Origin of the sequence: Spirillospora sp. CA-108201, assembly GCF_050936235.1 — a bacterium.
Classification (GTDB): domain Bacteria; phylum Actinomycetota; class Actinomycetes; order Streptosporangiales; family Streptosporangiaceae; genus Spirillospora.
The window spans coordinates 377,699-398,803 of record NZ_JBNJNE010000001.1; the positions used below are offsets into that span (position 1 = coordinate 377,699).

General features: G+C 70.4%; 20 protein-coding genes. 14 read left to right on the top strand and 6 right to left on the bottom strand.

The window, feature by feature from the left end:
- Nucleotides 1-43: 43 nt before the first annotated feature.
- From ACQEU6_RS01795 to ACQEU6_RS01805, 3 genes are all read right to left on the bottom strand, one after another.
- Nucleotides 44-979 (bottom strand): alpha/beta fold hydrolase, encoded by a 936-nt coding sequence (locus ACQEU6_RS01795; protein WP_499328822.1) that lies wholly within the window; start codon nucleotides 977-979, stop codon nucleotides 44-46.
- A complete protein-coding gene (locus tag ACQEU6_RS01800) occupies nucleotides 976-1,983 on the bottom strand; it encodes an NAD(P)H-dependent flavin oxidoreductase (RefSeq protein ID WP_499328823.1) in 1,008 nt (335 codons plus the stop codon). The genes ACQEU6_RS01795 and ACQEU6_RS01800 overlap by 4 nt, the downstream gene beginning before the upstream one ends.
- Before the next feature lie 120 nt (nucleotides 1,984-2,103).
- The gene (locus ACQEU6_RS01805) at nucleotides 2,104-3,096 is read right to left on the bottom strand and encodes a phosphotriesterase family protein (RefSeq protein WP_499328824.1); all 993 of its coding nucleotides are present in this window, start codon (nucleotides 3,094-3,096) and stop codon (nucleotides 2,104-2,106) included.
- 212 nt (nucleotides 3,097-3,308) lie between these two features.
- Here ACQEU6_RS01805 and ACQEU6_RS01810 point away from each other — a divergent pair, with 212 nt between their 5' ends.
- From ACQEU6_RS01810 to ACQEU6_RS01825, 4 genes are all read left to right on the top strand, one after another.
- Nucleotides 3,309-4,823, top strand: coding sequence for an AMP-binding protein (locus tag ACQEU6_RS01810; protein ID WP_499328825.1), 1,515 nt, complete (start codon nucleotides 3,309-3,311; stop codon nucleotides 4,821-4,823).
- A 190-nt stretch (nucleotides 4,824-5,013) separates the two neighbouring features.
- On the top strand, nucleotides 5,014-5,982 hold the full coding sequence (locus ACQEU6_RS01815) for a sugar ABC transporter substrate-binding protein (RefSeq protein WP_499328826.1): 969 nt from the start codon (nucleotides 5,014-5,016) through the stop codon (nucleotides 5,980-5,982).
- A gap of 4 nt (nucleotides 5,983-5,986) precedes the next feature.
- Entirely contained in the window at nucleotides 5,987-7,561 is a 1,575-nt protein-coding gene (locus ACQEU6_RS01820) for a sugar ABC transporter ATP-binding protein (protein ID WP_499328827.1), read from the top strand.
- On the top strand, nucleotides 7,558-8,544 hold the full coding sequence (locus tag ACQEU6_RS01825) for an ABC transporter permease (RefSeq protein WP_499328828.1): 987 nt from the start codon (nucleotides 7,558-7,560) through the stop codon (nucleotides 8,542-8,544). The genes ACQEU6_RS01820 and ACQEU6_RS01825 overlap by 4 nt, the downstream gene beginning before the upstream one ends.
- A 56-nt stretch (nucleotides 8,545-8,600) precedes the next feature.
- Here ACQEU6_RS01825 and ACQEU6_RS01830 read toward each other — a convergent pair whose 3' ends face one another.
- Nucleotides 8,601-9,083 carry a MaoC family dehydratase gene (locus tag ACQEU6_RS01830; RefSeq protein WP_499328829.1) on the bottom strand — a complete coding sequence of 161 codons (483 nt, stop codon included), beginning with the start codon at nucleotides 9,081-9,083 and terminating at the stop codon, nucleotides 8,601-8,603.
- 134 nt (nucleotides 9,084-9,217) lie between these two features.
- Here ACQEU6_RS01830 and ACQEU6_RS01835 point away from each other — a divergent pair, with 134 nt between their 5' ends.
- Nucleotides 9,218-10,402 (top strand): acetyl-CoA C-acyltransferase, encoded by a 1,185-nt coding sequence (locus tag ACQEU6_RS01835; RefSeq protein ID WP_499328830.1) that lies wholly within the window; start codon nucleotides 9,218-9,220, stop codon nucleotides 10,400-10,402.
- Nucleotides 10,403-10,481: 79 nt separating this feature from the next.
- A complete protein-coding gene (locus ACQEU6_RS01840; protein ID WP_499328831.1) occupies nucleotides 10,482-10,721 on the top strand; it encodes a hypothetical protein in 240 nt (79 codons plus the stop codon).
- A 608-nt stretch (nucleotides 10,722-11,329) separates the two neighbouring features.
- Here the strand turns inward: ACQEU6_RS01840 and ACQEU6_RS01845 are convergent.
- Nucleotides 11,330-12,220 (bottom strand): MBL fold metallo-hydrolase, encoded by an 891-nt coding sequence (locus tag ACQEU6_RS01845; protein WP_499328832.1) that lies wholly within the window; start codon nucleotides 12,218-12,220, stop codon nucleotides 11,330-11,332.
- 264 nt (nucleotides 12,221-12,484) lie between these two features.
- On the bottom strand, nucleotides 12,485-12,718 hold the full coding sequence (locus tag ACQEU6_RS01850; RefSeq protein WP_499340071.1) for an undecaprenyl diphosphate synthase family protein: 234 nt from the start codon (nucleotides 12,716-12,718) through the stop codon (nucleotides 12,485-12,487).
- Between the two features lie 486 nt (nucleotides 12,719-13,204).
- Here ACQEU6_RS01850 and ACQEU6_RS01855 point away from each other — a divergent pair, with 486 nt between their 5' ends.
- The 8 genes from ACQEU6_RS01855 (at nucleotide 13,205) to ACQEU6_RS01890 (ending at nucleotide 21,076) form a co-directional block, all read left to right on the top strand.
- Entirely contained in the window at nucleotides 13,205-13,918 is a 714-nt protein-coding gene (locus ACQEU6_RS01855; RefSeq protein ID WP_499328833.1) for an ABC transporter permease, read from the top strand.
- On the top strand, nucleotides 13,915-14,652 hold the full coding sequence (locus ACQEU6_RS01860; protein WP_499328834.1) for an ABC transporter ATP-binding protein: 738 nt from the start codon (nucleotides 13,915-13,917) through the stop codon (nucleotides 14,650-14,652). The genes ACQEU6_RS01855 and ACQEU6_RS01860 overlap by 4 nt, the downstream gene beginning before the upstream one ends.
- Nucleotides 14,653-14,766: 114 nt before the next feature.
- Complete coding sequence (locus ACQEU6_RS01865) at nucleotides 14,767-15,753, top strand: ABC transporter substrate-binding protein (protein ID WP_499328835.1); 987 nt, start codon at nucleotides 14,767-14,769, stop codon at nucleotides 15,751-15,753.
- Between the two features lie 36 nt (nucleotides 15,754-15,789).
- Nucleotides 15,790-16,857, top strand: coding sequence for an LLM class flavin-dependent oxidoreductase (locus ACQEU6_RS01870; protein WP_499328836.1), 1,068 nt, complete (start codon nucleotides 15,790-15,792; stop codon nucleotides 16,855-16,857).
- Complete coding sequence (locus ACQEU6_RS01875) at nucleotides 16,854-18,104, top strand: SfnB family sulfur acquisition oxidoreductase (protein WP_499328837.1); 1,251 nt, start codon at nucleotides 16,854-16,856, stop codon at nucleotides 18,102-18,104. The genes ACQEU6_RS01870 and ACQEU6_RS01875 overlap by 4 nt, the downstream gene beginning before the upstream one ends.
- 21 nt (nucleotides 18,105-18,125) lie before the next feature.
- Nucleotides 18,126-19,199 (top strand): ABC transporter substrate-binding protein, encoded by a 1,074-nt coding sequence (locus ACQEU6_RS01880; protein WP_499328838.1) that lies wholly within the window; start codon nucleotides 18,126-18,128, stop codon nucleotides 19,197-19,199.
- A gap of 360 nt (nucleotides 19,200-19,559) precedes the next feature.
- Nucleotides 19,560-20,606: an LLM class flavin-dependent oxidoreductase gene (locus ACQEU6_RS01885; protein ID WP_499328839.1), complete on the top strand. Its 1,047-nt coding sequence runs from the start codon at nucleotides 19,560-19,562 to the stop codon at nucleotides 20,604-20,606.
- A 5-nt stretch (nucleotides 20,607-20,611) separates the two neighbouring features.
- Complete coding sequence (locus ACQEU6_RS01890; RefSeq protein ID WP_499328840.1) at nucleotides 20,612-21,076, top strand: flavin reductase family protein; 465 nt, start codon at nucleotides 20,612-20,614, stop codon at nucleotides 21,074-21,076.
- Nucleotides 21,077-21,105: the final 29 nt, after the last annotated feature.

Below are 21,105 nucleotides of genomic sequence, written 5' to 3' on the forward strand. Positions count from 1 at the left end.
ACCGCTGCACACGTCGTCATGGGCAGGGCGCCGGCGGACGGATTCAGGGTGCCAGCGCGGCGAAGAACCGCAGCAGGGCGTCGGTGACCTCGTCGGGGCGTTCCTGCTGGATCCAGTGGCCTGCCCCGTCGAGGACGATGTGGCCGCGCAGGTCGGTGAGGACGGCGGCGAGCTTACCGGCGTTCGCGTGCTTCCCGAAGGGGTCGTGGGAACCCGTGATGTACAGGGACGGCTGGGGGATCTGGCAGTCCGCCACGGACCTGGTGAGCGCCCAGTTGCGGTCGATGTTGCGGTAGTAGTTCAGGCCGCCGGTGAAACCGGTGGTCTCGAACGCCTGGATCAGGAAGGCCAGATCCTCCTCGCTCTGCCAGGGGCGTGGCGGGAGCGGGCCCGCCTCGGAGTTCGCCGTCCACTGGGCGGCATCGACGCAGTCGGCCAGCAGCGTGTTGCGCACGTTCCGGTCGAGGACGGGGTCGGCGAGGCCGGGTTCCTGGAACCAGCACGTGTAGAAGTCGTCGCCGAGCCTCCTGCGCAGGATCGACAGCGGCTGTACCGGGGAACGCGGGGTGATCGGCACGCTGAGCCCGGCGACGGCGCGCACCCGCTCGGGGTGGAACAGCGCCATGTGCCAGACGAGGGACGCGCCCCAGTCGTGGCCGACGAAGAGCGCGTCGGCCGCGCCCACGTCGTCGAGCAGGCCGGCGAGGTCGGCGCAGAGGGTGCGGATGTCGTAGGCGGAGATCCGCGCGGGCCGGGAGCTTCCGCCGTATCCCCGCAGGTCGGGCGTCATCGTCCGGTATCCCGCCGCCGCCAGGGCGAACACCTGGTGCCGCCATGAGCGGCCGAGTTCGGGAAAGCCGTGGCACAGAACCACGAGCGGTCCTTCGCCGTGCTCGACGACCCTGAGCTCGATGCCGTTGGTGGCCACCTGGCGGGACTCCAGCCGCTGCCATGCCGCGGGCGGGACGGGGCCGGTCATGCCCGGGGACCTCCGTTCGGGACGCCTGCGGGCTGGCCGGCGAGGTGCTCGCGCAGGCCGAGGATGGTCCCGGCGGCCTCGGCGACGATGCGCCCGACGAGCTCGCCGACCGTGGGCACGTCGTCGATCATGCCCTGGACCAGGCCGGTGCTCCAGATGCCGTGGTCGATGTCGCCGGTCTCGTAGACCGTTCGGCCCCGTGCGCCGGAGACCAGGTCCCGCACCTGCGCGAACTCGCCGCCCCGGCGTTCGATCTCCAGGACCTGGGCGCTGACGGCGTTGCGGGCGACGCGGGCGGTGTTGCGGTACGAGCGGAAGATGTGGTCGGTCCGGCGCTCGTCGGCCGCGACGATCCAGTCCTTGACGTTCTGGTGGACCGGGGCCTCGCGCGTGCACAGGAAGCGCGTCCCCATGTTGACGCCGTCCGCGCCGAGGGCGAGCGCCGCCGCCAGTCCCCGCCCGTCGGCGAAGCCGCCCGAGGCGATGACCGGGACGTCGAGCCGCCGCGTCGCGAGCGGAATGAGCACCAGGCCGGGGGTGTCGTCCTCGCCGGGATGCCCGGCGCACTCGAAGCCGTCGATGGAGATCGCGTCGACCCCCAGGGACTGCGCCTTGAGCGCGTGCCGGACCGACGTGCACTTGTGGATGACCTTCACCCCGGCGGCGTGGAGGGCGGGCAGATGGTCGGCCGGGTTCGCCCCGGCGGTCTCGACGATCCGCACGCCGCTTTCCACGATGGCCTGCCGGTACTCCTCGTACGGCGGGGGTGTGATCGCGGGCAGCATGGTGAGGTTGACCCCGAACGGCCGGTCGGTCATGGAGCGGCAGCGTTCGATCTCGGCGACCAGCGCCTCCGGGGTGGGCTGGGTCAGCGCGGTGAGGAAGCCCAGGGCGCCGGCGTTCGCGACGGCCGCGACCAGTTCCGCCCGCCCCACCCACTGCATGCCGCCCTGGACGATCGGATGTTCGACGCCGAACAGTTCGGTGAACCGTGTGGTCAGCATGTGTTCCTTTCACTGGAGGAGTTCGGTGCCCCGGCGCGGGGCGCCGGCGGGCATGGAAGGGCCGGCGCGGTTCCTGCGATGCCCGTCGCCGGGCCCGGTCTGGTTCCGGGGTGCCGGTCGTCAGCCCCTCCCGGATCGGGCGGCGAAGAAGGTCCGCGGATTGACGACGAGCATCTGGTTCACCTGGTCGTCGGTGACGCCCCGCTCCTGCATGGCGGGGATCAGCTCGTCCTGCACGTACCGGTGGTTCCACTTGGGCACCACGCGCTCGACGTCGTTCTCGTGGAACCAGTCGGAGCGGCAGTGCCGGTCGTGCGAGAGCACGATCTTCTCGGCGTAGCCGCGGCGGCACAGCTCGGCGAGCGTGTCGATCTGCGTCCGCAGGTCCACGACGAGGTCCATGCCGCACCGGTCCCAGCCGATGAGGGAGCCGGCGTCCATCAGCGCCGTGAGGTAGTCGAGATCGGTGGTCTCGTTGGAGTGCCCGATGACGACCCGGGCCAGGTCGACGCCCTCCTCGGTGAAGACGCGCTGCTGGTCGAGACCGCGGCGGGTGCCGGCGTGCGTGTGGGTGATGATCGGGACGTCGGTGCGGAGGTGGGTGCGGGCCACGGCGCGCAGCACGCGGTCGACGTCGGGGGTCACGCCCGGCTCGTCGGTGCAGACCTTGAGGACTCCGGCCCTGATCCCGGTGCCCTGGATGCCCTGCTCGATGTCGCCGGTGAACAGATCGACCAGGATCTCGTCGTCGGGGTCGTCCCGCAGCATCTTTCCTGGACCGTAGTACTTCAGGGGCCACGGGAGGGTTGTGTAGGTGTAGTAGCCGGTGGCGGCGATCACCTGGAGGCCGGTGCCCTCGACAGCGCGGGCCACCCGGTGGACATCGCGGCCGAGCCCGGGCACCGTCAGGTCGACGATGGTGTCGATCCCGCTGCGCTTCAGGGCGAGCAGCCGCTCGCGGGCCAGGTCCAGGTCGCGCTCCTCCGCCCAGTCCATGAAACCGGGCCAGGCTTCCTGGAGCTCCGGGGTACGGATGAACACGTGCTCGTGCATGAGCATCGTGCCGAGCCGGTCAACTGAGATCTCGCCGGTGACCGTCGGGATGGTCGTCATGTGCTGCCTGCCGATCTGAGCGGGTGGGAAGGCGACCGGACGGCGACGCCCGGTCTCCGGCCTGCACATCAAACTAATCGAACCTGAACTCGGATTCAACATGAGCTTGAATTCAATATCAAGGCGTGGTACCACTTCAGGACGGGCGGCATCCACACAAGTAACACCTGCTCAAGCCGCCTGTTTCACCCCTCGGGGACAGAGGAGGGCCGATGCCCAACGTCGCTCAGGCAGCGTGGGAACACGCCAGGACACATCCGGATCGCATCGCCCTGCGAGGGACGGCGGGCGCATGGACCTACGGCGTGCTTCGGGAGCGCAGCGCCGTCTACACCGGCGCCCTCGTCGCCGCGGGCGTCCGCCCCGGCGATCGCGTCCTGCTGTGTGCGCCGAGCGTGCCGGAGTTCGTCGCCGTGTACCTCGCGGTGCAGGCCGCCGGGGCGATCGTGGTCACCGTCAACACGATGGCGACCCGGCCGGAGATCGAGTACATGCTCAAGGACGCGGGCTGCCGCCTCGCCGTCGGCTGGCACGGCAACGGCCCGGCCGCCGCGGACGCCGCCGCCGCGGCCGGCGTTCCGCTGTGGACGCTGGAGCCCGGCGCGCAGGCCACCGGGGGCACCGCGATCAACCGCGTCCACCAGGCGTCCCATGACGACACGGCCGCGATCCTGTACACCTCCGGTACCACCGGACGGCCCAAGGGCGCCCAGCTCACCACCGGCAACCTGCTGGCCTGCGCCGAGACCTTCACGGCGGCCCTGGAGTTGACTTCGGAGGACCGGTCCGGGACCGCGCTGCCGCTCTACCACGTCTTCGGGCAGGCTGTGGTCATGGGCTCGGCGCTGCGGGCGGGCGCGGCCGTGTCGCTGCTCCCGCGTTTCGAGGCCGAGGCGATGCTCGCGATGCTCCGCGACGACCGGCTCACCGTCATGTTCGGGGTGCCGACCATGTGGAACGCGATGCTGCACGCCTCCGAGGGCGCCGATGCCGTCGGCTTCGCGGATCTGCGGCTGGCCGCCTCCGGCGGGGCGCCGCTTCCGGCGGAGGTGCTGCGGGCCTTCACGGTTCGGTTCGGCTGCGTGATCCTGGAGGGCTACGGCCTGACCGAGACCACCGGCGTGGCCACGTTCAACGGGCTGCGCCGCCGGCGCAAGCCCGGCTTCGTCGGGCCCGCGCTCGACGGCTGCGAACTCGAGATCCGCCGGCCGGTCGGCACTGTGTGCCGCCCCGACGAGGTCGGTGAGATCTTCCTGCGCGGCCCCGCGGTCATGAAGGGCTACTGGAACCGCCCGGAGGAGACCGCCGCGGCCCTCAAGGACGGCTGGCTCAAGACCGGCGACCTCGGCGCCCGGGACGCCGCGGGCGACGTGCGGATCGTCGACCGCCTCAAGGACCTCATCATCCGCGGCGGTTACAACGTGTACCCGGGCGAGGTCGAGGAGGTGTTGTACACCCACCCCGACATCGTCGATGCCGCCGTCATCGGCGTCCCGGACGACCACTACGGCGAGGAGGTCGCCGCCGTGATCGTGCTCCGCCCCGGAGCGCGGATGGACGCCGCCGGCCTGCGTGTCTGGGCGAAGGAGAAGCTGTCGGCCTACAAGGTGCCGCGGCTGGTGGGGTTCGTCGCGGCGCTGCCCAAGGGCCCGAGCGGCAAGGTTCTCAAACGCGCGATCGACCGGGACTCGCTCCGCGCCCCGGCCACGGTGCGTACGGGGTCGTGAACGCCGGCGGACACGGGGCGAGCGAGCACCAGAGGCGGCGGTGCCGCCTGGGGAGTCCGCGGGTGAAGGGCCTCTGAGAGAGGCCGACCGCCTTGGGGGATCGGCCGCTCCGCACGGAGCGGCGTCAGGAGGACGGAGGGGCGACCGTCCATCGATGCCCGGCCTGCCGCCGGGCTCACACGGAGGAATCATGCGTCCACGTTTCAAGTACGCCGCCATGCTGGCGGCCGGGATCCTCGCCCTCGCCGGGTGCGGCTCGGCCGGCGCGAGCGGCGGCTCCGGCGGCAAGTACAAGATCGGCATCATCATGTTCGCCGGGGCCGACCAGACCTCGTCCCAGGCGGTCAAGGGCTACACGGCCACGGCGCGAACGCTGGGCTACGAGGTCACCACCGTCGACCCCCAGGGGCAGACCGACAAGGCCGTCGCCGGAATGCAGACGTTCGTGCAGAAGCGGGTCGACCTCATCGTCGTCACCGTCTTCCCGAGCTCGTCCCTGACCGCCGGCGTCCGGGCCGCGAAGGCCGCCGGCATCCCGGTCGTGACGTTCAGCGGTGGCACGACGGACGGTGTGCCGGTCAACTACGACTCCGGCACTCCCCAGGGGCTGGCGATCGCGAAGCAGCTCGTCCATGACACCGGCGGCAAGGGCGATCTGCTCATATTGGGCTACAAGAGCGGGCTTCCGTGCATCGGCCGTGAACAGGCCCTGACGCGGACGCTGCAGGGCATGTCGCTGATGCCCAGCCGGGAGGAGGTGCCCATCCCCGGCCAGATCGAGGCGAGCACGCGGTTCACCCAGGCCTTCCTGGCCAAGCACCCCGCCGGCGGGGCGGGGCCGGCCGTGTGGGGGTGCTTCGACGACCCGGCGCTCGGCGCGATCGCCGCGATCAAGCAGGCGGGCCGCAAGGACGTGAAGGTGTACGGCGTCAACGGCCAGCCGGGGGCGATCAAGGCCGTCAAGGACGGCGACATGTCCGCCACCGTGTGGTTGGACCTCTACGCCGCCGCCACGGACGCCGCCAAGAACACCGCCAAGTACATCAAGGCCGGAGCCGACGCCGAACCGGTCGACATCCCGATCCCCTACGAGCTGATCAACAAGGACAACGTGGACCGATTCATCAAGGACCACCCTGGCGCCCTGAAAGGCCAGTGACGCCATGACCCTGAAGGTTCATGACCACGGGGCGGGCGGGGCCGCCCGCCGGCCCCGCCCGCCCCTGGCGGAGATGATCGGCATCTCCAAGGCGTTCGGCGGGGCCACGGCCCTGGACGGCGTCTCGATCTCCCTCGACGCGGGCAGCGTGCTGGCCCTGTGCGGGGCCAACGGAGCGGGCAAGAGCACCCTGGTCCGCATCCTCGCGGGAGCCGAGTCCGCGGACGCCGGGACGATCCGGATCGCGGGGGAGGAGGTCTCCATCGGCTCGCCGTCCGACGCGGCGCGGCTCGGGCTGAGTTTCATCCACCAGGAGCTCAACCTCGTGCCCAAGTTCACCGCGCTGCAGAACATGGCGCTCGGGTACCCGGGTGCCTCGCGCCGGGGCCTGCTCGACCGCGCGGCGGCCCGCCGCCGGGCGGAGGCGGTGATGGAGCGGCTCGGCGGTCACGTCCCGCTCGACGCCGAGGTCGAGCGGCTGACCGTCGCGCAACGCTGGACGGTCTCGCTCGCCCGCTCGCTGATGCGCGAGGCTCGGGTCATCGCCATGGACGAGCCGACCGCGTCCTTTTCCGAGGAGGAGGCCGAGCGGCTGTTCGCCATCATCGACGACCTCGTACGGTCGGGGGTCGGCATCCTGTACATCTCCCACCGGCTGGACGAGGTGCTTTCGCTCTCCCGCGACGTCACCGTCCTGCGCAACGGCCGTCTCGTCGGGACCTTCGCCGCGAAGGAGATGGACCGGGCGCGGCTCACCCGGGAGATCGTGGGCGCCGAGGTTCCCGAGCCCGCAGCCTCCGCCCCGCCCGCCCCGGCCGCCCGCAGGGACGCAGGCCGCCCCCCGCTGCTGGCGGTGCGCGGACTCACCCGCGCACCGCGGGTACGGGGCGTGGACCTCGACGTACACGCCGGGGAGATCCTCGGCGTGGCGGGCCTGGTCGGCGCCGGGCGCACGGAACTCGCGCGGCTCCTGTTCGGCGCCGACCGGCCGTCGGCGGGCGTCATGGAGCTCCAGGGCCGCCCTTACCGCCCGCGCTCGCCCTACGAGGCGATCCGGCGGGGGGTCGCCCTGGTGCCGGAGGAGCGCAGGTCCGAGGGACTGCTCCTGGATGAGTCCGTCGCGCGGAACCTCCGGCTGGCGACGATGGGGAAGGACCGCGGGCCCGTCCTGCGGCTGCTGAGCCCCCGCCGGTCCCGGAAGGTCGCGGCCCGCATGGTCGAGCGTTTCGGCATCAAGGTCGCCTCGGTGAACCAGCCGGTCGGCGCGCTGAGCGGCGGCAACCAGCAGAAGGTGGTCGTCGGCAAGTACGTGCTCGCGGCGCCGAAGGTGCTGATCCTTGACGAGCCGACCGTCGGGGTCGACGTCGGAGCGCGCGGTGAGCTGCACGCGATCATCCGGGAGCTGGCCGCCGCGGGTGCGGCGGTCGTCCTCATCTCCAGCGACTTCGATGAGTTCGCGATCTGCGACCGCGTCGCCGTGATGCGCGAAGGGCGCGTCGCCCGGCTCGTCGACGGCACCGCCTCGAAGGACGACCTGACCTCGCTGTGCTACGCCGTTGCAGAGGAGAAGCGGACATGAACTCCGCCGTGAACCTGGGGCGCGCCCGCCCCGCCTTCGACGCCTGGCGCTTCGTCGGGCGCTACGGTGCCCTGCTCGTGCTGCTGTTGATGATCGCGGTCCTGACGGCGCTCCAGCCCGGCACGTTCGCCACCGCGGACAACGCCATCAACGTCCTCAACCAGAGCGCGCTGACCGCCGTCATCGCCATCGGGCTGACGTTCCCGCTGGCCGCGGGCGAGTTCGACCTGAGCATCGGCTACACCGCGAGCCTGGCCGGGGTGGTCGCCTGCTCCCTCATGGCCGACTCCGGCGCGCCCATTCCGGCGGCGTTCGCCGTCGCCGTCGCCGTGGGCGCCCTCGTCGGCCTCGTCAACGGGCTCGTCGTCACCGTCCTGAGGGTGAACGCGCTCGTCGCCACCCTGGGCGTCGGCACCGTGGTGATCGGCGCCAACTACGCGATCTCCGGCGGCGTGCCCATCACGGTGCAACGGCAGGCGGACTCCTTCATCGACTTGACCCTGGGCACCTTCCTCGGCATCCCCCACCCCGTCTATGTCATGGCCGCCGTGGCGGGCGGCATGTGGGTGCTGCTGAACCGCACGGTGCCGGGGCAGTCGATGCAGGCGGTCGGCGGCAACTCCGTCGCGGCGCGGCTGTCCGGGATCCGCGTCGAGCGCGTCCGAGTGACCGTCTATGCCATCTCCGGGGTCTGCGCCGCGGTGACCGGCGTGCTCCTGGCGTCCCGCACCGGCAGCGCCGCGGTCAACGGCGGGGACGGCTACCTGCTCAGCGCCTTCTCGGCGGTCTTCTTCGGCTCGGCGGTGATGCGCGACGGCCAGTTCCACATCGTCGGCACGCTGGTCGGCGTTGTCACCGTGGCGGTCGGGTACAACGCGATCGCCCTCATCGGCCTCGCCACGTACTGGCAGTACCTCTTCCAGGGGACGCTGCTCATCCTGGGGGTGGGAGTCGGAAGCCTCGCCCGCCGACGGGCCGGCTGACGCTCGCCCGCCGTCCGGGCCGGCCGCGGCGGCCGGCCCGGACGGGGAGCCTCACCTCAGCCGGCACTCTCCACGACCCGGGCCAGGGACTCGGCGACCACGACGGGCTTGGTACCGCCCTCGCGTTCGATGGTCTGGACGGTGCGGACCTGGACGCCGCCGGGCACCGGGTCGGCCGCGAGAACCGTCAGGCGCATGCGGATGCGTGATCCGGACGGCACGGGCGCGGGGAAGCGGACCTTGTCGTATCCGTAGTTGAGGCCGTGCGCGAAGCCCTCGAAGGAGAGCAGCGCGTAGGAGAAGGCCGGTCCGCGCGACAGGCTGTACAGCCCGTGCGCGATGGTCGTGCCCAGCGGGCCGGCGGCGGCCCGCCCGGCGTCGACGTGGATCCACTGGAAGTCCTCGGTGGCCTCGGCGAAGGCGTCGATGCGGTCCTGGGTGACCTCATGCCACCCGGTGGGTCCGAGTTCCCTGCCGATCAGTGCCCGGAGTTCTTCGAGGGTCTGCGGGCGTACCGGAAGCGCGGTGATGTCGGTCATCTGTGCGGATGGCCTTTCTGGTCGGGTTCGATCGTCACCCAGTACTACTTGAACTTGACGTTGAGTTCAATTATAAGGTTGCACAGCTCTGGTCAGCGCACATGAACGGCGTGCAGCGAAGGAAAAGGACAGTGATGAGAGAAGCGGTAATCGTTTCGACGGCTCGAACGCCCATCGGCAGGGCCTACCGGGGAGCCTTCAACGACGTCCAGGCCCAGCGGCTGGCGGCGCACGCCATCGAGCACGCGGTCGGGCGGGCCGGGCTGGACGGCGGTGAGGTCGAGGACGTGATCCTGGGCGCCGCCCTGCAGCAGGGATCCACGGCGATCAACGTGGCCCGGCAGGCGGCGCTGCGCGCCGGGCTGCCGGCGAGCGTGCCCGGGATGGCGATCGACCGGCAGTGCTCGTCAGGTCTGATGGCGATCGCCACCGCGGCCAGGCAGATCGTCCACGAAGGGATGCGGGTCGCCGTCGGCGGCGGCGTGGAGTCGGTCTCCCTCGTGCAGAACGACCACCTCAACACGCACCGGGCGACCGATCCCTGGCTGATCGCCCACAAGCCCTCCGTCTACATGCCGATGCTGGAGACCGCTGAAATCGTCGCCGAGCGCTACGGCGTCGGCCGCGAACGCCAGGACGAGTTCGCGCTCACCTCCCAGCGGCGGACGGCGGCGGCCCAGGCCGCGGGCCGGTTCGACGACGAGATCGCCCCCCTGACCGCCACCCGGAGGCTCCCCGACGGCTCCGTCGAGGAGCTGACCCTCACCCGCGACGAGGGCAACCGTCCCTCCACCACCCTGGACGGCCTGGCGGCGCTGCGTCCGGTCCTGCCCGACGGCCGGGTCACCGCCCGCTCGACGGTGACCGCCGGCAACGCGTCCCAGCTGTCGGACGGCGCCGCGGCCTGCGTGCTCATGGAGGGCCGCGAGGCCGAACGGCGCGGCCTGCGGCCCCTGGGCGCCTACCGCGGCATGGCGGTGACCGGATGCGAACCTGACGAGATGGGCATCGGCCCCGTCCACGCGGTGCCCGCACTCCTCAAGCGGCACGGCCTGACCGTCGACGACATCGGCCTGTGGGAGCTGAACGAGGCGTTCGCCTCGCAGGCCGTGTACTGCCGGGACGAACTGAACATCGACCCCGACCGGCTCAACGTCGATGGAGGCGGCATCTCCATCGGCCACCCCTACGGCATGACCGGGGCGCGGCTCGTCGGCCACGCCCTCATCGAGGGCCGCCGGCGGGGCGTCCACCACGTCGTCGTCACGATGTGCGTGGGCGGCGGCATGGGGGCCGCCGGGCTCTTCGACGTGACCTGAAAGCGCAGGTGACGACCACGGGGCGATCCATCGGGGGATCGGAGGGCAGGCCGTGATCGAACACAGGAGGCCTGATCACGTGACTTCACCCACCACGGAACCCGCGGACGGCGACGCCCACGGGCGCGGCCACCCCAGGCTGCCGACATCAGGCCTGATCGGAGGCTCGATCGAGTGGTACGACTTCTTCCTCTACGGGACGGCCGCGGCGCTGGTCTTCCCCGAGGCGTTCTTCCCCGACTCCTCCGCGCTGACCGGCACCCTGCTGTCGTTCAGCACCTTCTGGGCGGGATTCGTGGCCCGGCACGTCGGCGGGTGATCGCCAACGGGCATCTGCATCCACCACCGGGTCGAGGAGTCCCCGGAGTTCCGTGACCTGTCCGCCCGGGCCGCGTGCACGGCGGGCCAGACAGTCGTGAAGGCGCCCGTGACCGAGGCGATCCGCCGGCATTGGCGCGTCATCCTGCTTGCCTCCGGGCTGCTGGCGGCGACCAACGCGCTCTTCTACACCGGCATCACCGGGTGGTCGGCTACGCGACCACGGAGTTGGGCGTCACCCAGGACGCCATGCTGTCCATCATCCTGCCGGCCATGCTCGTCGGGGCGGGGTTCATACTCGGCGCGGGCCGGCTCTCAGACCGGATCGGACGCCGCCCCCCCGATCCTCGCCGGCGCCGTGCTGATCGTCCTCTGGGCGTTCCCCTACTTCCGGCTCGTGGACACCGGCTCCCTGTGGATGACCACGCTCGCCATCACTCCGACCCGGGCCGTCGTTCCGGCCGGCCGGTGTTCCGGTGGGGATCCCTCACCGGGACACCCACCTGAGATCATTCTCAGTGCTGACGGCTGTCCGCAGGTTCCTCAACCCCGGATCAGCTCATCGGGGGCTCGGCATCGGCCGCTGTCGGCCGCCTGGGCCCGCGCTGCCTACTCCTGATGACCCAGCCTCACGATCATGTTCGGGTGGCGCTCGCTGAGCGCCTTCAGGGCCAGCAGGCTTTTGATGCTGGGTTCGCGCTCCTGCAGGTAGGTTCCGGGCTCGACGCCGTTGTCCCAACCCCAGCGCGTGTGGCTGACGTCCCCGGTCATGAGCACCGCACCTTCTGCGCTGCGGGCGAGGTAGGAGACGTGTCCGGTGGTGTGCCCCGGGGTCAGGATCGCGAAGAACGAGCCGTCGCCGAACACGTCGTTGACACCTTCGAGCCTTCCGCCCGGGTCCTTGGTGAACTGGAGCTCCTCGAGCGGCGGCCGTCCGGCCAGGAGGTGATTGTTCGTGCCCTGGGCGAACAGGTTCAGGAAGAGCGACGCCTCCGCCTCATTGGCGCCGGTGTAGATGAGGACGTCCTTGGGAACGTCCGGGAGTCCGGAGACGTGATCGAGGTGGAGATGGGTCATGAAGACCCCGTTGAGGGGAACTCCCTCCGCTTCGATGATCTCCGCGGTGCTCTGCCGAGGGTGCATCTTCTCGATACCCCCGAATTTCCTCAGCATCATTCCGACCCCCACGCCCACGGGGTCCTCCACCAGCCGCCGTGAAACGCCCGTGTCCACCAGGAAGAAACCCTGTGCGGGGTGCCGCACGATGTGGGCGTAGATCTTGATGGGCTCCTTGTGGTCGGTGATCCCCGCCGCAACGGCCTTGGGGTGCTTGATGTTGAGCAGCCCCGTGATGGGGGCCTCCCAGTCCGCGCCGATCGTCTTGACCTCGACCGGCCCTGGCTCGTCGATCACCGACTCCATGGCCGCCGCGCTGATCGGCGCGCCGATACGGGCAGGCTTCGTCTTGTGGGTCGTGGCCTTGAAGGTGAGCATTTTCATGATTGGGCTCCTGTTCCTTGAGGACTGATGCTGGTGCAGACCGTCCCGCAATCCGTGAGGCCGCGGGCCCCGTTCGAGCCGGCGTGCCGCTGCTAACCGACGTGCTGCTCGCGGGCATAGGCGTCGAGGCGGGCGAGTCTTCCGGCGACCACACCTGCCGCACGCCTTGCCCCTCCTGCGCGGGATCCTCGAAATCACTCGATCAGCCCAACGAGGCGGCCGAGGAGGAAACGGCCAACTGCCGACGCAAAAGCTACCCGCCGGTTACCTTGCGGCTGGTGCCTGAGCTAAAGCCTGTCCCGTAACCGCGGTCAGGTGGGCGGCGAGGTCCCGCATCGACCTGTCGGTCTCCGCCTGCTCGTACAGCAGATCCCGCATGGCGTCGACGAGCTCCTGGCGGCCGCCGTACCCGACGGCGAGGGTCACGTGCGCCCCTGTGGAGCACTCCCGTGTGGCCTCGACCGCCTCCTCGAGGGCGCGGGCAGTGGTGTCGGGCAGTGGTGTCGGGCAGCGTGTCGAGCGCTCCGGCGATGCGTACCTGCCGGCGTGGCAGCGGCTTGGCCAGGTGCCGGGCGAGGACTTCCTCGATCACCTGCATCAGGAGGTCGACCTCGGCGTCACCGCGTCGAGGCATTCGACGACCACATCGCGGACGTCATCGCGCAGGCCGCCGGTGCCCCACGCCGCTCGGTCTCTCCCGGCAGTCCACGCACGTAGGAGGCCATGCGCACGACAAGACCCTGGAGGAGGCGGCATCGCGGGGCCGCCCTCGGTACGTCGTGTATGTCTTCGCTCACAAGTACTAGACTTTTCCTACCACTAAGGTAGTTTTTGCCCGTGATTATGGTCAGGGCCCGGGACCGGGCGGCGAGCCGGGGCGAAGCGCCCGGCGGTGAGCGTGGGGGCGTATCCGGGCGAGGGTCGTCCAGGGAACGCCGGGTTGCGGTCAAGGTGCTCCGCCGGAGCGCAACCTCGATCCTTCTGGTGGCGCTCTGGCAGTTGTCGTCCGAAGCGGGGTGGGTCTCCAAGGCGGCGCTGGCACCGCCGTCGGTCGTGTGGAACACGTTCGCTGATTTGGTGGCGACCGGTGAGATCTGGGGCGATGTGGGCAAGTCGCTGCAACGCGTGCTGCTCGGTGTGCTCATCGGTGGCGCGATCGGGACGGTCTTCGGTCTGCTGGCGGGACTGTCCCGGATCGGTGAGGACCTGATCGACACACCGATGCAGATGATCCGGGCCATGCCGTCGCTGGGCACCGTCCCACTTCTGGTCATCTGGCTGGGCATCGATGAGGGAGTCAAGGTCGGGCTGGTCGCGGTGGGCGTGGTCTTCCCGCTCTACATCAACCTGCACAGGGGGATCCGGGCGATCGACCACCGGTTCTCCGAACTGGCGGCTGTGTCGGGAGTGGGGCGCCGACGGCTCGTCCTGGAGGTGATCCTCCCGGGGGCCATGCCCTCGTACCTGGTAGGGCTGAGGCTGGCGCTGGGGATCGCCTGGCTGAGCCTGGTCGTCGGCGAGTCGGTGAACGCCGACCGCGGGATCGGCTACCTGATCAACCAGGGACGCACCGCCCTGCAGACAGACGTGATCATCCTCGGTCTGATCCTCTACGCGATCCTCGGCCTGCTGATGGAGGGCGTGGTGCGCCTCATCGAATGGCGTGTCCTGTCCTGGCGCAAGGGGTTCCTGTCATGATGGGCGGCGACGTCACCGCTCGGCGGGGCGAGCCGGTCGGCATCACGGTCGAGCGGGTCTCGAAGTCGTTCGGGGACCGGACGGTCCTCGACGAGGTCGACGTCAGCGTGGACGCGGGGCGTTTCCTCGCCATCGTCGGCGAGAGCGGCGGCGGCAAGAGCACGCTGCTGCGGGTCCTCGCGGGACTGGAGACGCCCGACTCCGGCCGCGTCCAGGTCGGCCATCCCGTCTCCATCGCCTTCCAGGACGCGCGGCTGATGCCCTGGCGCAGGGTCTGGCAGAACGTCGCGTTCGGGCTGCGGGTGCCAAAGGCCGAGCGGCGCGAACGAGCGCTGGAGGCATTGGACGAGGTCGGCCTCACCCCGCTGGCCGGCGAGTGGCCGGGCATCCTCTCGGGCGGAGAGGCGCAGCGGGCGGCACTGGCCCGCGCGCTGGTCCACCAGCCTTCCGTGCTGTTGCTGGACGAGCCTTTCGGTGCCCTGGACGCGCTGACCCGGCTGCGCATGCACGACCTGCTGCGTCGGCTGTGGCGGCGTCACGGCTTCACGATCGCCCTGGTCACGCACGACGTGGACGAGGCGCTGGTACTGGCGGACCAGGTGGCGGTCATCGGAGGAGGACGCATCGCCGACTCCTTCGAGATCGACCTGCCTCACCCACGGACCGGCCAGGGCGAGTCGTTCAACGGCCTTCGGCGACGGCTTCTTGAACGACTCGGAGTCCCGTCCGCCTGACGCACCGGTTCCAACACATATCCCGCCCCTCATCACGCGTAAGCGAAAGGTTTTGCCGTGAACGAACGTTCATTCCGCCATCGGTACAGATTGTCCGCAGGCGTCCTTGCCGTGATGCTGGCCGCCGTCACGGCGGGCTGCTCCGGCGGCAAGGACGACCAGAAGGCGACCTCGCTCGACCCCGACAAGCCGATCACGCTCAAGGTCGGGGTTCCGCAGGCGTTCGGCTACTTCGCCGCGATGTGGAAGCGGAACGTCCAGATCCCGGGCGTCCGCGTGGAGTACCAATACTTCGCGGACCCCAACAGCCTGAACGACGCCATCAACTCCGGCAGCGTCGACATCGAGGACCAGGGCGAGATCGGCCCCATTCAGATGGCGGCGAACCGATCCACCGCGAAGGTCGTGGCCTGCACCGCGTCGAACGGGCGTAACAGCAACATCATCGTGCGTCCGGGGGTATCCGCGAAGACGTTCGCCGACCTCAAGGGCAAGCGCATCGCCTATGCACAGAACAACAACCACAAACTGTTCGTCCTACACCTGCTCAAGCAGTACGGCATGCAGGAGAAGGACATCACCTCGGTCAACATCCTGGGCGTGGAGGCCGTCAACGCCTTCGTCTCCGGACGGGTGGACGCCACTTCGCAGAACTCGCCCACCGCCGCGCAGATCCTGGAGAAGGTCCCGGGGAGCCGGGTGATCGCCCGGGGCGACCAGGCGGGCATCACCAACCTCTACTGCGCGCTCGCGACCGAGAAGGCCGTAGAGAACAAGGCGCCGGCCATCCGCGCCTTCATCACCGAGTACGAGAAGACGATCCGGTGGGCGAAGGCGAATCCAGACGCCTACACGAAGCTCGTGGCAAAACCGCTGGGCGTGTCGGAGAACGCCGCCAGAACGGCCCTCAACAACAACGCGGGCGGCCTGCAGCGGATCGACTCGGCGTTCCTCGCCAACGAGCAGAAGTACGCGGACGAGATCACGGCTTCGGGGATCGTCCGGAACAGGGTCGATGTCAAAAACCTGTTCCTGACGGATTTCGACGGTGCCGTCGAACACCCGTTGACCTCGGACGGACGGCCCGCGACCGCCGGTTGACCGGCGACTCACGGACGAGGAATGGAGGGAATGACGATGGGTTCGGATCGTGGGGAACCGCGTTTCGGGGTCTGGGCGCCGCATCACGGCTATTTCGGCGCGGAGAACCATCCCGACGCGCCGCCGGACGCCGGGTACGGGCATAGCAGGGCCACCGCGCTGCTCGCCGAGGAGGCCGGGTTCGAGTCGATACTGATCGCCCAGCAGACGATCAGCACCAGGCTCCGGGACGCCGACGTCCTGGAGCCCTGGACGGCCGCGGCGGCGATCGCCGAGGCCACGGAGCGCATAGAGATCATCGCGGCGATCAAGCCGCTGCTCTACAACCCGGGGCTGCTGGCGAAGATGGCGCTGGGGATCGACGACATCTCCCAGGGCCGGTTCGCCCTGAACGTGGTGAGCGGCTGGTTCCTGCCCGAACTGGAGCGGCTGGGCATCCCTGTCCTGGGGCACGACGAGCGGTACGCCTATTCGGAGGAGTGGCTCACCATCGTCCGCGGGCTGTTCTCCGGTGAGCGGGTGAGTTTCGAAGGCCGATATCTGAACGTGACCGACCTGACGCTGCGTCCCCGGTCCGTCGATCCCCGGGGACCGGCCATCTACCTGGGCGGCGAATCCGAGCCCGCGCGCAGGCTCGCCGCCGAACAGGCGGACGTGTTCTTCATCAACGGCCGAGACGTTCCCGCGACCCGGACACTGGTAGACGACCTCGCCGGGCGGCCCCGGGCAGGCGCCCCGCTCCGGTTCGCGCTCTCGGCCTTCGTGATCGCGCGGGCGACCGCGCGGGAGGCCAGGGAGGAGTTCGCCCACCTGCTGGACCTCAGCCGTCAGGACGACACGTCCGGCCTGCGGAAGGGCACCGATCCCGACACAGTGATGATGCGGGTCAACGGGGAGCTTCCCACGGTCGGTACCAACGGAGGCACCAACGCGGGCCTGGTCGGCAGCTACGACGAGGTCGCCGAACGGCTGGGGGAGTTCACCGAAGCCGGGATCGAACTGTTCATGCTCCAGTTCCAGCCGCTGCTGCCCGAACTGCGCCGGTTCGGCGACGAGGTCATTCCACGCGTGCGCGCGGCCGCCACGCCCGGAGCGGCCAAATGAGCCCCGGCACGTCCGCGCCGGAGGACTGGGCGTCCACTCCGGTGTTCGCCCCCGAGACAGTCCACGTCATCGCATCCGCGGAAGAAGCGCTCGAAGTGGCGCGGGAGTTCGCCGCCGAGATCCGTCCGGGCGCGGCCGAACGGGACGCGCAAGGCACCCGACCGTGGGAGCAGATCCGGTCGCTGCGCGGGTCGGGACTGCTCGGGATCACGGTGCCCGCGGAGTACGGCGGCGCCGACGTCGACATCGTCACACTGGTTGAGATCTTCCGGATCATCTCGGCGGCCGACCCGGCGGTCGGCCAGATCCCACAGAACCACTTCTCCCACCTGGAGAACGTGCACAGGCTCGGGACGCCTGAGCAGCGCCGGTTCTTCTACACCAAGATCCTGGGCGGCGCGTTGTTCGGCAACGCGCTGTCGGAGCGCGGCACCGCGGGCGGGCTACGGAACCTCAAAACGCGGCTGGAGCCCAAGGGGCCGGGCGAGTACGTCCTGTCCGGCCGCAAGTACTACTCCACCGGCGCACTCTTCGCCCAATGGATCCCGGTGACGTGCCTGGACGACGACGGACGCCTGCAGGTGGCGCACGTGCCGCGTGACGCACCCGGGGTGGAGGTTGTGGACGACTGGGACGTCATGGGGCAACGCGGCACGGCCAGCGGCACCACGGTCCTCGACCGTGTCACTGTTCCCGAGGAGCACGTCATCCCGATCTGGCGCTATGCCGAAGGCCCGTCCATCAGGCTCGCGTTCGGCCAGGTCATGCACATCGCCATCGACGTCGGCATCGCCGAGGAGGCGCTGGCGGACACCGTCGCCTACGTCGGGACGCGCAGCCGCGCCTGGCACGCCGCGGTGCCGCCGATCGCGCGCGCGGGCGACGACCCGCACATCATCCGGCGCGTCGGGGAACTGACCGTCCAGGTGAAGGGGGCGCACGCGTTGATGCTGCGCGCCGCCGAGGCGCTGGACCGCTGTGGAGACTCCCCGACCGAAGAGGACGCGCGGGAGGCGTCGCTGGCTGTCGCCACGGCCAAGGCCGCCGCGTCGGCAGCGGCCGTCCAGGTCGCGAGCGACATGTTCGCCCTGACCGGTGCCTCGGCCACCGACGAGCGCTGGAATCTGCACCGGCACTGGCGCAACGCCCGTACCCATACGCTCCACGACCCTGAGGTCTGGAAATACCACCACATCGGCGACTGGGTGCTGAACCGGCGGCTCCCCCCCGATGGCGCGCTCTTCTAAAGACCCCCGAAGGAGATGGCAATGTCCCCAACAGCAGGATCACGCGACGTCTGGTACACGGTGTGCCCGGTGCCCGCGGCGTCGAGCCTGGCGATCGCCCGCGGGGCTCTGCAAGCCCGGTTCTCCGGCGGCGACGTTCAGCTGCGCTCGATGCGCGCCCACCCCGACCGTACGGTGCGGGAGGCGCACTACGACCAGAGTCTGCCGGACGCGTTCCGCGAGGGCGGCAACATCCCGCCGATCTGGGCCAGGTCACGCGGACGGAACCTGCGTGTCATCGGGCTCAGCTGGGTCGAGCATTACTCCGCCGTCCTCGCGCTGCCCGGTTCGGGCATCACCACGAACGCCGATCTGAAGGGCAGGCGGCTGGCGCTGCTCCAGCGGCCCAACGATCCGGTCGACTACCCTCGTGCCACCGCGTTGCGCGGCTACCTCACCGCGCTGGCGTCGGCCGGGCTCGGACCGGACGACGTGGAGTTCGTCGACGTACCCATTACCGAGCCCCTCGTCGGCAAGGAACCTGAGGCCGGTGTTCTGAGTCGCTCACTGTTCAGCGCCCGCGACATGCGTCGCCGGCAAGGCCCCGAACTGCGGGCGTTGCTGCGCGGTGAGGTGGACGCCCTGCACGTGACGGTGCAGGGCGCGGAGTTGCAGGCCCTCCTGGACGCCACGGTGGTGGTCGACCTCGCCGCCTCGCCCGACCCCCGTGACCGGATCAACAACCTCGCACCGGTCGTCTTCACCGTTCGAGGTGAACTCCTGGACGAACGTCCGGACATCGTCGTCCGGTACCTGGCGCAGGCGCTGCGCACGGCGCGCTGGGCGGCGGATGATCAGACGGAGGCCAAACGGCTCATCGCGCGGGACTCCGGAATCGCGGAGGAATGGGTCGACCTCGTCTACTCACCCGGCGTCGCAGCCGCTCTGCGGCCCAGCCTCGACGAGACCCTGATCGAACTGCTGGAGGACCAGAAGAACTTCCTGCTGCGGACCGGGTTCATCGACGACGACTTCGACGTTGACACCTGGATCGCGCACGAACCGCTGGCGGCGGCCCGCCGCTTGCTCGACGAAGAGGATGAGGAGGCCGCGTAACCCGCGGGACCGTTCGCGCGTAGCAAGTCCGCGTTCCCACGGGCGACGTATCCGTCCCGACCTGGGCGTCCCTCCCGTCGTGGAGGGGTGCCCAGGTCGTTGGCGGGGCGGGGGCCACGGTGGGCCCTTCCATCGGCATGGTGCGCCCGCAGGACCTGTCTCAGGTTGGAGTCGGCACGCGAGATCTCGATGACCGCGTGCATCACATCCCTGATGGTCGCGTCGGGGGACCCGGCCCGCTGGAAGGTGCAGCACGTCGGCCGCTGGCTGCTGTCGGGCACTCCGCCGCCGCGCCACGGCCAGCTCTGACCCGGTTTCCCGGGCGGCACCCGAGACGGGGCGGAAGGAAGGAAAGACACCGTGACCCTCACTCTTCACTGGTTCCTGCCCACCTACGGCGACTCACGCTTCATCGTGGGCGGCGGGCGCGGGCAACTCGCCGGCGCCGCGGCCGGCGGCCGCCGCGCTTCGGTCGGCTACCCGTCGTCGATCGTGCGCGCCGCCGAGGAGTTCGGCTTCGCCGGCGCTCTCACCCCCACCGGGACCTGGTGCGAGGACGCGTGGCTCACGACGGTGATGCCGGCGCGCGAGTCGGAGCGGCTGGCGTTCCTCGTGGCGTTCCGCCCCGGGCTGATCAGCCCCACGCCGGCCGCGCGGACGGCCGCGACGTTCTCCGCGCACGCTCCCGGACGGCTCCTGCTCAACGTCGTCACCGGCGGCGAGGACCACGATCAGCGCGCCTACGGCGACCACCTGGCCGAGGACGAGCGGCACGCCCGCTGCGACGAGTTCCTGTCGGTCGTGCGGCGGCTGTGGGCCGGAGAGACGGTCACCCACCGCGGCGCCCACCTCGACATCGACGCCGCCCGGCTGCCGGCGCCGCCCGATCCGGTGCCGCCGCTGTACTTCGGCGGCTCGTTCACCGCGGCGGGGCCGGTCGCGGCCGAGCGCGCCGACGCCACGGCCGAGGAGGCATGGCGGCAGGCGGGACGGCTCGTCGACGCGCTCGGCGAGGAGACCGTCGCCGCCGCGCAGTCCGCTCTGGCCCGCAGCGCGTCGACCGGCCAGCGGCGCATGCGCGACCTGCATGAGCGCAGCCGCGACGGCACCTGGCGCGACCCCCGCGCGCTGGAGGTGGCGCCCAACTTGTGGGCCGGGGTCGGGCTCGTCCGCGGCGGCGCAGCGACGGCGCTCGTCGGCTCGCACGCCGAGGCGGCCGACCGGATCGCCGAGTCCGCCGGCATCGGCATCGACGAGTTCGTCCTGTCCGGGTACCCCCACCTGGAGGAGCTGTACTGGTTCGGAGAGGGAGTGCTTCCCCACTTCGACCGGCACGGGCTCTTCCATTTCGCGGGCGGTACCGGCATCGGGCACAACGCCTTCCTCCCGAAGGGAACCGCACAATGACGTCCGTGGAACTCGATCTGCGCCGCGTCTATGGCGCCTACCCGACGGGCGTCGCGGTGGTGGCAGGGCTCGTGGACGGCCGGCCCGTCGGGATCGCCGCCAGCTCGTTCGTCCCCGTGTCGCTGGACCCGCCGCTGGTGTCGGTCTGCGTCGCGCACACCTCGACCACCTGGCCGCTGCTGCGTGCCCTTCCGCGCATCGGAATCAGCGTTCTCGGAGCGCACCAGGAGCACGCGGGGCGGCGGATCGGCTCGCGCGCCCCGGATCGCTTCGCCGGGGTCGACTGGCGCTCCACCAGTGACGGCTGCGTCCTGCTCGACAGCGCCGCCGCCTGGTTCGACTGCTCGATAGAGCAGCAGGTCCGGTCCGGCGACCACGACATCGTCGTCTTCCGCGTGCACGACCTCGACGCCGTCCCCGGCACCCCGCCGCTTGTCTTCCACGCCAGCGCCTTCCGGCGCCTGACCTGACGCGGGCCTTCCCGCCGACCGCCCGAGAC

Excerpts from the sequence above, each read along its gene's own strand:
- ACQEU6_RS01875 (WP_499328837.1), top strand. The coding sequence starts at position 16,854 with ATGAGCCCCGGCACGTCCGCGCCGGAGGACTGGGCGTCCACTCCGGTG.
- ACQEU6_RS01810 (WP_499328825.1), top strand. The coding sequence starts at position 3,309 with ATGCCCAACGTCGCTCAGGCAGCGTGGGAACACGCCAGGACACATCCG.
- ACQEU6_RS01880 (WP_499328838.1), top strand. The coding sequence starts at position 18,126 with ATGTCCCCAACAGCAGGATCACGCGACGTCTGGTACACGGTGTGCCCG.
- ACQEU6_RS01815 (WP_499328826.1), top strand. The coding sequence starts at position 5,014 with ATGCGTCCACGTTTCAAGTACGCCGCCATGCTGGCGGCCGGGATCCTC.
- ACQEU6_RS01835 (WP_499328830.1), top strand. The coding sequence starts at position 9,218 with ATGAGAGAAGCGGTAATCGTTTCGACGGCTCGAACGCCCATCGGCAGG.
- ACQEU6_RS01820 (WP_499328827.1), top strand. The coding sequence starts at position 5,987 with ATGACCCTGAAGGTTCATGACCACGGGGCGGGCGGGGCCGCCCGCCGG.
- ACQEU6_RS01800 (WP_499328823.1), bottom strand. The coding sequence starts at position 1,983 with ATGCTGACCACACGGTTCACCGAACTGTTCGGCGTCGAACATCCGATC.
- ACQEU6_RS01860 (WP_499328834.1), top strand. The coding sequence starts at position 13,915 with ATGATGGGCGGCGACGTCACCGCTCGGCGGGGCGAGCCGGTCGGCATC.
- ACQEU6_RS01825 (WP_499328828.1), top strand. The coding sequence starts at position 7,558 with ATGAACTCCGCCGTGAACCTGGGGCGCGCCCGCCCCGCCTTCGACGCC.
- ACQEU6_RS01845 (WP_499328832.1), bottom strand. The coding sequence starts at position 12,220 with ATGAAAATGCTCACCTTCAAGGCCACGACCCACAAGACGAAGCCTGCC.
- ACQEU6_RS01865 (WP_499328835.1), top strand. The coding sequence starts at position 14,767 with ATGCTGGCCGCCGTCACGGCGGGCTGCTCCGGCGGCAAGGACGACCAG.
- ACQEU6_RS01795 (WP_499328822.1), bottom strand. The coding sequence starts at position 979 with ATGACCGGCCCCGTCCCGCCCGCGGCATGGCAGCGGCTGGAGTCCCGC.
- ACQEU6_RS01830 (WP_499328829.1), bottom strand. The coding sequence starts at position 9,083 with ATGACCGACATCACCGCGCTTCCGGTACGCCCGCAGACCCTCGAAGAA.
- ACQEU6_RS01805 (WP_499328824.1), bottom strand. The coding sequence starts at position 3,096 with ATGACGACCATCCCGACGGTCACCGGCGAGATCTCAGTTGACCGGCTC.
- ACQEU6_RS01870 (WP_499328836.1), top strand. The coding sequence starts at position 15,790 with ATGGGTTCGGATCGTGGGGAACCGCGTTTCGGGGTCTGGGCGCCGCAT.